The 12,998-nt window shown below is 70.1% G+C and carries 13 protein-coding genes; 3 read left to right on the plus strand and 10 right to left on the minus strand.

Translation table 11 applies throughout. From position 1 onward, the window contains the following. Positions 1-52 precede the first annotated feature (52 nt). From WME79_RS42840 to WME79_RS42850, 3 genes are all read right to left on the minus strand, one after another. Positions 53-472 (minus strand): response regulator, encoded by a 420-nt coding sequence (locus tag WME79_RS42840; RefSeq protein WP_437527333.1) that lies wholly within the window; start codon positions 470-472, stop codon positions 53-55. 17 nt (positions 473-489) lie between these two features. Further along, positions 490-2,076, minus strand: a complete 1,587-nt coding sequence (locus WME79_RS42845) for an ATP-binding protein (RefSeq protein ID WP_437527336.1) — start codon at positions 2,074-2,076, stop codon at positions 490-492. A 417-nt stretch (positions 2,077-2,493) separates the two neighbouring features. Next, positions 2,494-2,907: a winged helix-turn-helix transcriptional regulator gene (locus tag WME79_RS42850; protein ID WP_437527339.1), complete on the minus strand. Its 414-nt coding sequence runs from the start codon at positions 2,905-2,907 to the stop codon at positions 2,494-2,496. Between the two features lie 142 nt (positions 2,908-3,049). Between WME79_RS42850 and WME79_RS42855 the strand changes: the two genes are divergently transcribed. Both WME79_RS42855 and WME79_RS42860 read left to right on the plus strand, forming a co-directional pair. After that, entirely contained in the window at positions 3,050-4,180 is a 1,131-nt protein-coding gene (locus WME79_RS42855) for an alkene reductase (RefSeq protein ID WP_437527342.1), read from the plus strand. Between the two features lie 163 nt (positions 4,181-4,343). Continuing rightward, entirely contained in the window at positions 4,344-7,292 is a 2,949-nt protein-coding gene (locus tag WME79_RS42860) for a HEAT repeat domain-containing protein (RefSeq protein ID WP_437527349.1), read from the plus strand. 301 nt (positions 7,293-7,593) lie between these two features. Here WME79_RS42860 and WME79_RS42865 read toward each other — a convergent pair whose 3' ends face one another. The 3 genes from WME79_RS42865 to parA all read right to left on the minus strand — a co-directional run bounded on the left by WME79_RS42865 (position 7,594) and on the right by parA (position 9,421). Beyond that, on the minus strand, positions 7,594-8,016 hold the full coding sequence (locus WME79_RS42865; RefSeq protein WP_437527352.1) for a response regulator: 423 nt from the start codon (positions 8,014-8,016) through the stop codon (positions 7,594-7,596). A gap of 105 nt (positions 8,017-8,121) precedes the next feature. Continuing rightward, positions 8,122-8,787 carry a hypothetical protein gene (locus WME79_RS42870; RefSeq protein ID WP_437527355.1) on the minus strand — a complete coding sequence of 222 codons (666 nt, stop codon included), beginning with the start codon at positions 8,785-8,787 and terminating at the stop codon, positions 8,122-8,124. Next, the gene (gene parA / locus WME79_RS42875; protein ID WP_437527358.1) at positions 8,738-9,421 is read right to left on the minus strand and encodes a ParA family partition ATPase; all 684 of its coding nucleotides are present in this window, start codon (positions 9,419-9,421) and stop codon (positions 8,738-8,740) included. Before parA ends, WME79_RS42870 begins: the two co-directional genes overlap by 50 nt. Before the next feature lie 483 nt (positions 9,422-9,904). Between parA and WME79_RS42880 the strand changes: the two genes are divergently transcribed. Then, on the plus strand, positions 9,905-11,074 hold the full coding sequence (locus WME79_RS42880) for a DUF4419 domain-containing protein (protein WP_437527361.1): 1,170 nt from the start codon (positions 9,905-9,907) through the stop codon (positions 11,072-11,074). Here the strand turns inward: WME79_RS42880 and WME79_RS42885 are convergent. The 4 genes from WME79_RS42885 to WME79_RS42900 all read right to left on the minus strand — a co-directional run bounded on the left by WME79_RS42885 (position 11,055) and on the right by WME79_RS42900 (position 12,913). Continuing rightward, positions 11,055-11,612, minus strand: coding sequence for a flavin reductase family protein (locus WME79_RS42885; RefSeq protein ID WP_437527363.1), 558 nt, complete (start codon positions 11,610-11,612; stop codon positions 11,055-11,057). The two genes, WME79_RS42880 and WME79_RS42885, sit on opposite strands and share 20 nt — an antisense overlap. A gap of 135 nt (positions 11,613-11,747) precedes the next feature. Further along, positions 11,748-12,239 carry an N-acetyltransferase family protein gene (locus WME79_RS42890; RefSeq protein ID WP_437527366.1) on the minus strand — a complete coding sequence of 164 codons (492 nt, stop codon included), beginning with the start codon at positions 12,237-12,239 and terminating at the stop codon, positions 11,748-11,750. A gap of 60 nt (positions 12,240-12,299) precedes the next feature. After that, positions 12,300-12,596, minus strand: a complete 297-nt coding sequence (locus tag WME79_RS42895) for a MafI family immunity protein (protein ID WP_437527369.1) — start codon at positions 12,594-12,596, stop codon at positions 12,300-12,302. Then, entirely contained in the window at positions 12,593-12,913 is a 321-nt protein-coding gene (locus tag WME79_RS42900) for a hypothetical protein (RefSeq protein WP_437527372.1), read from the minus strand. The genes WME79_RS42895 and WME79_RS42900 overlap by 4 nt, the downstream gene beginning before the upstream one ends. Positions 12,914-12,998: the final 85 nt, after the last annotated feature.

Raw genomic sequence — 12,998 nt, forward strand, 5'->3', positions numbered from 1 at the left:
CTCGTCGATGCCGGGGGAGCTCGGCGTCATGAGACCCTGGAGTACCGCCGTTTCACGGCTTGCCGCGGCGCAAGACCTCTGCGACTTGCCGCTGGAGACGAGCATGCTCGATATCGCGAGCGCGACGCTCGAGCGCGCGCTGCATGCGAGAGCTTAGCTCATCGGAGCGGAAAGGTTTGGAGAGGTAGTCCGAGGCGCCGACGCGGAGGGCGCGCATCCCGGTCTCGACGGAGCCGAACGCGGTGATCGCGATGACCGCCAGCGACGGGTCGTGCTCCTTGGCCCGCGCGATCAGCTCGATGCCATCCATCCCCGGCATGCGGATGTCGGTGATCAGGAGGTCGAATTCACCCGACGGGAGCAGACCGAGGCCCGACATCGCATCGGCCACGTGCGTCGCTTGGTAGCCGTGGTCCTTGGCGATGTCAACGACGAACCGGCCGAGATCATCGTCGTCTTCGACAACCAACACGCTTGGTGAGCTCAGACTCATGCTTTCTGTCCTTCCTCTCTACCCCCTCTACTTGATGCTGAGCTCGCCTCTGAGCTCGCTTCCACGCTCGCCGGTGAATCGGACACGATCCCGGGAAGGGTGACACGGAAGCGCGCCCCGCCTGTCGACGAGGCTGCGGCCTCCACCGAGCCGCCGGCTTCCTCGACGATCCCACGGACGATCGCGAGCCCGAGCCCGCTCCCGCCGCCGGCCGCCTTTGTCGTGAAGAACGGGTCGAAGATCCGGTGCAGATCCTCGGCAGGGATCCCCGGCCCCGCGTCGGCGACCTCGAAGCACACGACGGAAGAGCCCGCTGGACCATCGCATTCGGGCAGGACGCGCACCACGAGCTCGCCGCCGCGGCATTGGGCCTCGACGGCGTTCAAGCACAGATTGAACACGATCTGAAACAGACGATCGGAGTCGAGGGCGACGCGCGCCCTCGAGGCGCCCTCGAGCGGGCATACGACGCTCGGCTCGATGCCGCGCCTCCTGCACTCCGGGCCCAGGAAAGCGACCACATCGTCGATGACGCGCCTGAGATCGCTGTCCGCCTGCTGCGGCCTCGGCGGCCGAGCGAGGGAGACGAGGCGAGAGACGACGCGCGTGATCCGCTCGGATTGTCGCGCGATGGTCTCCAGCTCGGCGCGCAGGTGCTCTGGGCAGCCGGGCAGGTCGGCCGCGCGGCGCGCGCGGCCATGGATCACGTTCAGCGGCGATCCGATCTCATGGCCGAGCGAGGTCGCCACCTGCCCCGCGGCGGCGAGCGCCTGCGCCTGCTGGAGCTTGCGCTCCCCGTTCACCCGCGCCGCCTCCTCCCGCATGGCGCGCTCCCGCGCCTCGCGGAGAGAGCTGGTCATCGTGTTGAAGGTGCTCGCCAGACGAGAGAGCTCCTCCGCGCCCCGCTCGGGCACGGCCGCGTCCAGATCCCCGCTCGCGACGCGCTCGGCCCCGGCGAGGATGGCCCGCGCCGGGAGCGCGACCGTGAAGCGCCCGACGAGCCCGGCGACGACCGCGCTGACCAGCAGCAGCACGACGCCAGTCACCGCGAGGCCGTGATTCAACGTCCGCTCCAGCACCTCGACGTAGTGACGATCGCGCACCAGGACAGCGACCAGGGGCTGATTGGCGCTGCTCGGCCGGATGGACACCGTGCGGAGCAGCACGGATTGCTCGGCCAGGCTGGCGGACTCCTCGATGTCGCCGCCTTCACGGAACGCCCGGCGCGCGAGCTGTTCGAGGCGCTCCGCGTCACGCTCGACTCCCTTCGTGATGAAGATCGCCTCACCTTCCCTGGTGAACGCGGCGATGCCAAGGATGCGCTCGGCGCTCGCGAAGTCCTCTGCCCGCCGCCGGACGAGCGCGACGTCCCTGCGCTGCAGCGCGCTCTCGACGAACGCCTGAAGCAGGGTGGCGTAGTTGCGGAGCTCCGCCGTGGCCTCCTCCCGCAGGACCTGCTTGCGGTGCGCCGACGCGAAGATGCCATACAGCAGGATGGCCATCGCGATGGGGAGGACAAGAGACAACCAGAACTGGTGCGCGAGCCGCATCCCCCCCGGTCGGCGCTGGTGCTGCAGTACCATACGGCGATCCACCGCGACCCCCAGGGGACGCCTACGCGTTAACGCCTCGCGTTACAACGGGGTGCTTTTTCATACTTGGCGCATAGTTGGCGCATAGTTGGCGCATACTTGGCGCGTATTTGGCGGGCTCATCCGTGTCGTTCGGCTCATTGCCGCGTACTTTCGTACGCCTCACTCGCCTGCCTAACGGCTGAGCTCGTATCCCACGAATCTGCACCCCGCTTCGACAGCCACCGAGATGCGAAGCCCTCAAATTACATCACCATTCTACCTGAGCGGCAAGCGCAACCTCGAGTTCAACAGAGGCGCTCATCTCGCTACCTCGCCACACGAGCGCTCGGCGTCAGGCATTGCCTGAGCGCTGCTCAGGACCGGGCGGACTCCTTCGTGACATCCGTCACGCGACCTGCGTGGAGGCTACGTGGATGACGCCCGCGCGCGCTTCGCCGCTGGTTCTTGCTGTGCTGCCCGTGCCGCGCGCGCCGTGCGCTTCGCCCCCCCGCCGCGCGCCGCGCTCACCGCGAGCCGCTCTCCCCACCGCGAGATCGCCTGCGCCACCTCGCCGAATCCCCGCCCGGCGTCGGTCAGCTCGTACTCCACGCGCACGGGGGGCCCCGGCAGGACGCGCCGCACCACGAGGCCGAGCGCCTCGAGCTCCTTCAGCCGGCTGGAGAGCATCCGATCGCTGATCGCGTCGAGCCGCTCGCCGATCTCGCCGAAGCGCAGCGCCCCCTCCTCGAGCGTCGCAATGATGAGCCCGTTCCAGGGCTTCGCGAGCACGTCCATCGCGACCTGAAACTTCTCGCAGAGGTGCTGGCACGCGTGCTTCATGTGTCGTCCCAGACACCAGCATGACCTGTCCACTTCCAAAAGGGAAGTCACTTGACTTCGTGCAGTGCAGATTCATGATGCTCGCCGAACGGATGCCACTTCCCTTTCGGAAGCTACATCTTCTTTGCAAGGAGCCTCGATCGTGACCACCGCCAAAGACCTGCTCTTCAGCCCCTTCGGGCTCGGCCCCGCCTCGCTGCCGAACCGCCTCGTGATGGCGCCGCTGACGCGCTGCCGCGCCGGCGAGGGCAACGTGCCGACCGAGCTGAACGCGCGGTACTACGAGCAGCGCTCCTCTGCGGGCTTCATCATCACCGAGGCGACGCAGGTCACCCCGGAGGGCGTGGGATATCTCCGTACACCCGGCATCCACACGGACGCGCAGGTCGCCGGGTGGCGGCTCGTGACGGACGCGATCCACCGGGCGGGAGGGCGCGGTTTCCTTCAGCTCTGGCACGTCGGGCGGGCGTCGCACCCCTCGTTCCAGCCGAACCGGCAGGCGCCCGTCTCGTCCTCGGCCGTCGCCATCCGCAAGGGCCACGCGTACACGCCCGAGGGCCCGCAGCCGTACACCACCCCGCGCGCCCTGGAGACGGGCGAGATCGCCGGCGTGGTCGCGCAGTTCGAGGACGGCGCGCGCCGGGCCAAGGCCGCCGGCTTCGATGGAGTCGAGATCCACGCGGCGAACGGTTACCTCATCGACCAGTTCCTCCGGAACGGCGTGAACCAGAGGACGGATCGGTACGGCGGCTCGGTCGAGAACCGGGCGCGGTTCCTGCTCGAGATCACCGAGGCCGTGACCGGGGTGTTCGGCGCCGACCGGGTCGGCGTGCGGCTCTCGCCGCTGGCCGACTTCAACGACATGAGCGACTCCGATCCGAGGGCGATCTTCGGCCACGTCGCCGACGAGCTCTCGGCGCGCAAGGTCGTCTATCTGCACGTCGTGGAGCCGCTCTCGGGGCAGGCGCTCGACGCCGCGGAGCGGGTGACGCCCCTCCTCCGCGAGCGGTTCCGCGGCGCCCTCGTCGTGAACGGCGGCTACACGCTGGAGACCGCGGAGGAAGCGCTGCGGACCGGCGCGGCGGATCTCGTCTCCTTCGGCGCGCCGTTCCTGGCCAACCCCGATCTCCCGGAGCGCCTGTCGCGCCGCGCGCCGCTCAACACGCCGGACGTCGCGACGTTCTACTCCGAGGGCCCGCGCGGCTACGTCGACTACCCGCGCCTCGGCGAAGCCGCGGCGGAGCGCGCCAGCGCCGGCGCACAGATGGCCTGACGGCCCGATGGCCTGATCGGGCGGAGGCCGGCGGAGGCCGCAAAGAGCTCGCGCGCCGCCGCCCGTGATAGGCTTCCAGGCCGATGCCGGCCGCCCATCCGCTGCTCCCGAACGACGAGATCCCCACGGCGCCGCGCCCGGCGCGCTCCCCCGCGGAGGCGCCGTGAGCGCGGCCCCGGGCGACGTGAAGCGCATCGGGGCCGGCGAGCTCCGCGCGTTCATCCAGGACGCGGGAGAGCTCAAGAAGGGCACGCTGCTCTACGACGGCGGGCAGCTCCTGAACCTCGCGCGCTACGAGAACAAGCTGTTCTGCGACGCCAAGGGCTCGGGGGCCTCGCCTTACAAGGTGTCGCTCGTCTACAGCGACGCGCCGGCGCCCGCGTTCAAGGGGCGCTGCTCCTGCCCGGCGCGGACCTTCAACACCGCGTTCTGCAAGCACGCGGCGGCGCTGCTCGTCGCGTGGGCGCGCGCGCCCGAGTCGTTCGCCGTGAGCGAGGCGGCGCCGCCCGGCGCGCCGGGCGGGGACACCGCGCGCAAGAGCGTGAAGAAGGGCAGCGCGAACGCGCAGGCCATGATGAAGTCCGGCGTCGAGCAGGTCGGCACGCTCGTGCGCGAGCTCGGCGTGTCCGGCGTCGCGACGATCGGGGGCGACCGCATCGAGCAGATGGAGAAGCTCGCCGAGGCGCTCCGGGAGAACCGCCTCCGGCGCCTCTCGGCGCGGACGCTCGACCTCGCCGCGCTGCTCCGCAGGCAGGCCGCGGGGGGCCGGCAGGCCCGGGGCGCTCCCCGCGGCGCGCTGCCGGCGGTCGCCTACGCGAACGTGATGGCCGATCTCCTGCTCACCGCCCGCAAGCTGGAGAAGCACCTGGCGGGCGAGCCGCTCGACGACCGCCACGTCGAGGAGCTCGTCGGCAAGACGTGGAAGGCGTCCGACAGGAAGCCCGCGGAGGGCCTCACGCTCATCGAGTACGCCTTCTCGACGCGGACGACGAGCGACGATTTCGTCATCCGGGAGAGCCGCTTCATCGACCTCGAGTCGGGCCGCCACTTCAGCGAGAAGCAGATCCTCCCGGTGTTCCTGGCGAAGCGGACCGACCCGAAGCGGAGCTTCGCTGGCGAGGTGCTCGCCGGGGCGCGGGCGACGACCTACCCGGGCTACCCGCCGCTCCGCGTCGACTTCAGCGATCTCGGCGACAAGCGCCCGCTCGACGCCGGCGCCCTCGAGTCCGTGCTCGCGCGGGCGCTGCCCGACGTCGGCGCGGCGCTCGCGGCGCTCCAGGAGCACCGCAAGGACGTCTTCGCGCCCGACCTCGTGCCCGTGGCGGTGCTCACCGACACGCTCTTCGCGCGCGGCGCGCGGCTCTCGGCGGTCGACGACAAGGGGGAGGCGCTCCACCTGCCCGACGACCCGGCGCTCGAGGAGCGGCTCGCCGGCTCGCTCCGCGACGCGCGGCTCCGCGCGCTGCTCGGGGACGTCGGCATCGACGCCGCGCTGCCCACGCTGTGGCCGCTCGCCGCTGTCGTCGAGGGGCCGCTCGGCCTGGAGCTGCGCCCTGTCTTGGATCAGGGCCTCGCCGCGCGGGGCGGGCCGCTCGAGGGCTCCGCGTGGAACGCCGCCGCCCGCGAGGCGGGCGCCTCGCCGGCGGCCATCGCGCTCGGCGAGGTCCGCGAGGAGCTCGCCGAGGCGCTCGTCACGGGCCTGACCGGGCTCAGCGCGCGCGCGACCGATCCGCTGGCGGCGCGGCTGCGCGATCTCCGCCTCGAGAAGCAGGCCGCGCTGCTCCAGGCGCTGCCGCAGCGGCCGGAGCCGGCCGATCGGCTCGACGACTTCATCAAGCTCTACCAGGTGCTCGAGATGGCGCTCGTCCGCCTGGCCGGCGCGACGCAGATCGACCGCGGCTCGACCGAGCGCGTGCCGACCTACGAGAGCGTCGCCGTGGCGCGGCCCGACGAGACGCTCTCCCCGGACGAGGTGGCGCGGCGGCGCGCGGCGGGCGCGATGAACCGCTACGTCGCCGCGGTCCACCACGCGCGCTACTACGCGTCGCTGCCGGCGAGCGAGCTCGTGGCGAGCATCTTCCCGATCTGGGCGGACGGCACCGCGACGCCGACCATCGCGAGGACGTTCGCGCCGCTCGGGGCGGAGGCGATCGCCGCCGCGGAGAAGGCGCTCACGGTGAAGGCGGGCCGCGTGGCGAAGCTGACGGCGGTGCGGGTGCTGCAGGCGGTCGTGCTGCACGGCGGCCCGGCCCGCGCCGAGGCCACGGCGATGCTCCGCAAGGTCGAGGAGCACGCGAAGGACGCCGGCCTGCGGGCGCTCGCCCGCGACGCGCTCGACGTGATTGACGTCACGCACGTCACGCAGCCGGCCGGGCTCGGGAGCGACTGGGTGCGCAGCCGGCGCGCCGCGCGGCTGGAACGGGTGCACGACCTCGCGAAGACGCTGGGCGCGGCGCCGACCAAGGAGGAGCGGATCGAGGCGCTGAAGGCGCTCTCCGAGCTGGGCGACCTCGCCGCGCTGCCGGCGTTCCGCCGCGCGTTCTACGCGGACGCCTCCCGCGACGTGCGCGAGGAGGCCGCCTACGCGCTCGCGCAGCTCGGCGACGTCGAGATGGTCGAGACCTTCGTGCGGATGCTGGCGAGCCGCGGCGTGGACGAGCGGGAGGCGAAGATCGCCGCGTACGCGCTCGGCTTCCTCGGCGACGTCCGCGGGCTGAGCGAGCTTCTTTTGGCCTACGCCGACGGATACAAGCCCGGCATCGTGGCGGACGCGATCCGCGCGTTCGGCCCCGTGGCGCTCACCCCGCTCGTGGACCTCATCGAGGCGCGGCCGGAGCTCGCGAAGCGCGCGGCGGCGCTCGACGTGCTGAAGAAGATGGACGACACCGCGGTGGCGGCCTGCCTTGTCGAGCGGATCGAGGCGCGGCGCGGCGACGCCGATCTCGCCGACAAGGCGCAGCTCTACCTGAGGCTCGCGGACGTGCACGCGCACAGCCGGCGCGAGGTCGCGACGGCCCTCATGTCGGCGCTCTCGGGCGCTCCCGGCAAGGAGGCGCAGGCGGCCGTCAAGGCGGCGCAGAAGGCGCTCGGCGTCGTGAAGCGCAGCAAGTAGCCGGACGCCGCCCGGCCGCCGCCGCTCAGATCGCGATGCACACGGGGATCTCGGCGGACACCTTCCATCGAGGAGAGGCCGAGCAGCGCGGTGATCGCGACGCCGAGCCGGAGCCTGGGTAACCGCATCTTCCGACGTATCGAGCAGCTCCGGGAGGGGCGCAAACCCGGTGAGGACGCAATCGGCCTCCGCACGACACCGCGCCTGAAGGCGCAACGCGCGTTGCCGCTCTGATAGCGTGTGCGCGCGCCGCGCGGGGCGCGCCTCGTCTCGACAAGGACCAGAAAGACGATGTGTTTCGCTACGGTAGCTCCACAAGTCTCCAGTACTTGTTGAGCGCCGCCATGAGCTCGACGAAGCTGAGGAACGTGACCGGCTTGAGGAGATAGCCAGCCACGTTGAGGTTGAAGGCGCCCACCTTGTCGCGATCGTCGTTCGATGTGGTCAACACGACAACCGACGTGGCCACGAGCTCTGGATCGGCCCGCAGCTCGCGCAGGAACTCGATCCCGTTCATCTTGGGCATGTTCAGGTCGAGCAGGATGAGGCGCCGCTCCACCGGGACGACACCGCTGCGCAGCATCTCGAGGGCCTCGACGCCGTTCCCGGCGACCCAGAGGGGATTCGAGATGTTGTTCCGCTTGAACGCCCGGCGGACGTTCATCACGTCGACGTCGTCGTCTTCGACGAGGAGGATGTTCAAGAGTTTTTCTTCGACGTCCATTGTCTCCTAGCTTCTCATTGGCGAGCCGGACGTGAACGTCAACTCCTGGCGAGGCGGCCGCGCCAGTCAGGTGCGATAGGGGCGGAGTCGATGCGCGCTGGTCGGTCAGCTCGCGCGGGGCCGCTGTCGCCAGAGCGTCATCAGCACCCGGCCGACCTGGACCACGCGACCGACCCGCCCTTTCGGGCCGGTGTCCGCCGGACGGAACGGTTCGGTGCGGTAGCTCGCGTTCGGCGGCGGCGCCTCGCGGGGGGCGGCGGCGGCCTCAGCCGGGGCCGCGGAGACGGACGCCGGTCCGAGGCGCTTGTCGAGGTGGACCTCGACCGCCTCGCCGACCAGGTTGCTCATGTCGCGATCGTTCTCGATGCAATGGAGCAGCAGCCGATCCGCGAGCGGATCGGGCAGGTAGACGGTGACCGCGCGCCGAGCGCGGCCGTCGTTCCCGAGGAGCACCGGCGGGCCGGCGTGCGGCTCCGAGGTGGTGGCGAGCGCCTGGGGCCCGGCGGCGGCGCTCGGTGCCTGCGGCGCCGTCGCCGCGGGCGGCTCGGCGCCTGGCCGCGCCTCCTGCGCTCGCTCCTGCGGCGCCTCCGGCGCTCGCTCGTGGCGCGCCTCGACGGGCTTCTCGCCGTCGTGCGCGCGCTGATCGGCGGCGGGCCTCGACCTCACGACGTCGTCTGCCGCTTTGCCGCCCTCGCCGCCCGCGACGAACGCGTCGGCCTTTTCAGGCGACGGCGGCTTTCGTAGCGAGACCGCGACTTGCTTTTTGGCCATGGTGAAGCTTCTCCAGTTCTTCGAGAAGGTGGGTGATCTCTCTGGCCGCGGCGTCCCGCGGTGCGTAGCCCGTCACCCCTTGCCCGCAGGCGAGGGACTCCTGGTAGGCGATGCGATAGCCGAGCTCCGTGGAGAGCACCGGCAAGCCCGACGTCTCGAGCACCGCGCGCGCCGATTTACCGAGCGCTGTGCGGCCTTGCTTGCGCGTGATGAGGATGCAGCCCTTGAGCGCGCTCCGCAGCGCGGCGGCCTCGCGGAACACCTCGATCGCGGCGGTGAGGGCCCAGGCGTCCGCGGCCGTGGGGCCGCAGGGGTAGATGGCGATGTCGGCGACCATCAGCGCCGATCGCGCGATCTCGCCGTGGCGCGGGGGGCAATCGATGACGGTGAGGTCGTACGCGGCGGCGACTTCCGGCAGCTGTCCCGGCTTGTGCATCGAGGCGCCCATGGCCATGACGGTCGGCGTATCGTGCCCCGCCTCGGCGGCCACGTCGCCCCACGTGCGGACGGTCCCCTGGGGATCGGCGTCGACGAGCAGCACACGCCGGCCGTTCGCCAGCGCGGCCACGGCGAGGCTCACGGCCGTGGTGCTCTTGCCGATCCCACCTTTCTGTCCGGTGAGCGCGATGATCATGATAGACCCCCCTAGCAGAACCGTCGCCGGGCGGTCTACTTTCTTGCAAGCGCGGACAGGGCTTCTACCGAGCCGTCCTGAGGGGAATTCCCGACGGCGACGTTGATTTCTCGGTGCTGTCGGCGGGTTGCCCGGCACATCGCAGGAGGTTGTTCAGCTCTCTATCCGGCGGGAGCGTCTCCTCCCGCGCGTCGCATAGCCGTCATGATGAGGACGCTCACGGAAGAGGCGCGCGCTCCCGCGCCGACGAAGCGCGAGCGGCGCCTCCGGTGCGCCCGCCGCGCTTCGTCGGCGCGGGAGCGCGCGGCGCTGGCGAGCGAGCGGGCCGGAGCCATTGCCGGATCGCGCAGGCGATTGAATCGAAGGCGGCGGCGACAACACTTTGGACGGTCGGCCTCGGGGCGCGGGAGCTGCGGATCGCAGCAGCGGGAGCCTCGGGAAGCGGCGTTGAGGTGTCGTCGATGCGCAGGGTAGAATGCATCGATGTCAATCACTTTCGCCGTGTCCGATGTCGATCGGCCGACGCAACTCATGCAGGTGCTCGATCGCGCCAAGGCCATCCCGAGCCTGCTCGGCGGGGGTGAGCGCACCGCGCCGGAGCAGCGGCGAATGCTCCGCGGGAAGCCGCGACCTCCCTTGGCGCGCATCGAGGCGTTCTCGTCGAGCGACGCGCCGCTGGTCTCCGCGACCGACGCCCACGCGCTCGCGCAGGCGGCGCACGATGCGTTTTACCTTCACCATCCGCTGGTTCTGTCGCCGGACGCCGTGTGGCTCTGCCTCGCGCAAGGGTTCGCCCACCACGTCGCGCTGAACGCCGAAGCGCTGCGCGGGCGGTTCGTCCGTCACCAGGGGAAGAAGAAGCTCGTCATCGAGCGGCCCGACTTCTTCCTGGGTCAGCCCAATCCATGGCCCGAGGCGTTCACGGCATTCTCGGACCAGATCGCCGCGCATATCGGCCGCCTGCGCGACCTGATCGTGGCCGACTTCTCGACGACCGGCGCCGTGGAGCGCGCCGCCTCAGAGGTCGTCCTCATGGACGCGTTCCAGCCTTACTTCGAGTACGAGATGATGGCTGGTTGCGGCATCCCTTCGATCACGCTGCTGGGCAACGTCGACGATTGGAAGAGCGTTCGCCGGCGCGCCGCGATGCTGTCTGAATTCGGCCTCGAGGCCTGGACGGACGCGCTGCTCCCGGTGCTCGACGAGGTCGTCCGCACCGCCGAGGGGCACGTCGACCCCGCGTTCTGGCGCTCGTTCTTCCGCTACCAGAGCGGCTCTGGGCCGAGCGAGCTGACCGGCTGGCTCCTCGTCCTCTTTCCGTACCTCAAGACGTTCGATCAAAACGGCGAGCGCCTCGAGCCGAACCCGTATCTCGGCCGGTGGGAGCAGGCGCTGCGCGCCGCAGAGAAGCGCACGGACTGGAGATTCAAGGCCGAGGGACCGAGCCTTCTGGCGATCCCGGGCTCTATCGCCAGCGCGCCTGTCAACTTCGTCGATGTGCGCGACGACTCGGTTCACCCGTTGCGCTTCGTCGCAGGGCTCTTCGGCGTCACGCAGGAAGCCGCCACCGGCGCGCTCGCACCCGAGTTCGGCTGGGCGATCGTCCACGACGACGGCGGATCGAGCGCCCCGGCTACAGGTTCTCCGGTTTGAAGAGCCTCCGGTAGCTGACGTTGCGACCAGACACCATGAACACCCCGTCGCCGCGGTAGTGGACGGTCGTCGGATAGCGCGGCGATGTCGCGACGTGCGCCTTCACCACCTCGAAGACGAACAGGCTGAGGCGCTTGACGGCGCTCGTGTCGACCAGCTTGCACTCGAAGCTCGCATAACACTCGGCGATGAGGGGCGCGCCGACCTTCGTCGCCTCGACCGCGGTGAGCCCGAACTGCTCGAACTTGTCGACCTCGGATCCGTGGCTGTTCCCTATCCCGATAACAGCGCGCACGAGATCGACCGTGGGCACGTTGATCACGCATTCTTTGCTGCGCCGCACCATCTCATAGCTGTCGTTCTGGTCCCAGATGAAGCACCCCACGAGGGATGGCTCCTGCATCATGACCATGTGCCAGCCCATCGTCATGATGTTCCGCTGGCCCTTGTGCGCAGAGCTCACCAGCACCACAGGACCCGGCTCCAGGAAGCGCCGGACGTTCGCGACCGGAAAATCTGCCTTGTTGTAGGTCTTCATGCGATCACCCGAGGCACGGATGCACTACGAGCGGGCTGGACCCTGACCGCCCGCATGGCGGGTCGGCAGCGGCCTGCTCGGCGCCAAAACGCATTGTGCCATGCACATCGCAGGCGGCAACGTCGGCTGGCTAGATCAGAGCTTGCGGTACATCCACACGCTGGGGATCTCGATGTCGAACCCCGCCTTCCGGTACGCGCGTCGCGCCGGAGCGTGGCTCGGATCGCCGCCGGTTCCGACGGTGGCGACCTTCATTCCGGCCTGCTTCAGGCGCGCCGCCGCGAACTCGTACATCGCGGTGCCGATCCCCTTGCCGGCCTGCGCGGGGTCGACGGCATTGAGGCCGATCTCGCCGACAAGCGTCTCCGGAGCGAGCCGAAGCGCCACGAAGCCGACGACCTCGTCGCCGGATTGCGCCACGTACAGCTCCCAGCCCGAGTCGGCCGCCATCAGCGACGTCAGCAGCCCCTCCTGCGCTTCGTCGTCTCGCCGCTGCGCCAGCTCGTAGAGCTCGTCGCCGAGGATCGAGCGGAACGACGCGAACACGGGCGCAAAGGCCGCGCGCCGGATGTCCTGAAGGCGGGCCGCGTCCTCGGGGCGGGCACCGCGGAAATGGAGCTCAGGCAATTGGCTTTCCTCCTGCAGGGCGCCATGCACGAGCATGGCGCTTGTGAAGATTCATGCAGACTAACCTTCATGGGAATTCTGCGCTGTGAGCGACGCGAAATATCCACGGAGCCACTTCATCCTTGAGCTCTCAGCCCATCCCATCGCGGCCATGGCGCGCTCGATGGCGTCAAACTGCGCTTGGTCGACCGGGAGACCGAGGTCGCCGACCCAGTCGATGACGTGCTCCATGGCGAGCCCCCACTCCCCGTACTTGTGGACCCAGTCGTGTGCATCGCGGAAGCGCTCTGGGGGGAGCACGTCCTTGAAGGACTCAAGCGCGACAGCGCACAAGGCTTGGATCTCTTGTTTCGTCACAGGGGCGACGACCTCGATAAGTGGGTCGCCTCGACGGCTCGTCTACCGAAGTAGAGATTGAAGCCGGCCCACTCGAACGACGGAGTTTCCCCCCGCGCCCAGACCGCCTGCACCTCGTCCTCCGTGAGACGCTCGCAGGCCACAACCGTCGCGAACTCTTCTACCCCGCCCAGGTTCGGCCACCGCGGGCGCAGCACCTGCCACAGCTGCCGGGCCGCGCGCTGCATCTCGAGGGAGGCCGACGCTCGCTCGGTGAATGCGAGCAGCTCGGTGACTCCCAGTGAATGGCCCAGAAGAAGCGTGAGGTTGACTCCCATGTGCTCTCCCAGTGCGTCACGTCTCCAGGTGTTGGTCCGCCGAACCAGCGGCGGACCCAGCAACCCCGTCCGGCGCGACCACGAG

Origin of the sequence: Sorangium sp. So ce726 (assembly GCF_051521405.1) — a bacterium.
Classification (GTDB): Bacteria; Myxococcota_A; Polyangia; order Polyangiales; family Polyangiaceae; genus Sorangium.

Excerpts from the sequence above, each read along its gene's own strand:
- WME79_RS42845 (WP_437527336.1), bottom strand. The coding sequence starts at position 2,076 with ATGGTACTGCAGCACCAGCGCCGACCGGGGGGGATGCGGCTCGCGCAC.
- WME79_RS42850 (WP_437527339.1), bottom strand. The coding sequence starts at position 2,907 with ATGAAGCACGCGTGCCAGCACCTCTGCGAGAAGTTTCAGGTCGCGATG.
- WME79_RS42865 (WP_437527352.1), bottom strand. The coding sequence starts at position 8,016 with ATGGACGTCGAAGAAAAACTCTTGAACATCCTCCTCGTCGAAGACGAC.
- WME79_RS42870 (WP_437527355.1), bottom strand. The coding sequence starts at position 8,787 with ATGGCCAAAAAGCAAGTCGCGGTCTCGCTACGAAAGCCGCCGTCGCCT.
- parA (WP_437527358.1), bottom strand. The coding sequence starts at position 9,421 with ATGATCATCGCGCTCACCGGACAGAAAGGTGGGATCGGCAAGAGCACC.
- WME79_RS42880 (WP_437527361.1), top strand. The coding sequence starts at position 9,905 with ATGTCAATCACTTTCGCCGTGTCCGATGTCGATCGGCCGACGCAACTC.
- WME79_RS42885 (WP_437527363.1), bottom strand. The coding sequence starts at position 11,612 with ATGAAGACCTACAACAAGGCAGATTTTCCGGTCGCGAACGTCCGGCGC.
- WME79_RS42900 (WP_437527372.1), bottom strand. The coding sequence starts at position 12,913 with ATGGGAGTCAACCTCACGCTTCTTCTGGGCCATTCACTGGGAGTCACC.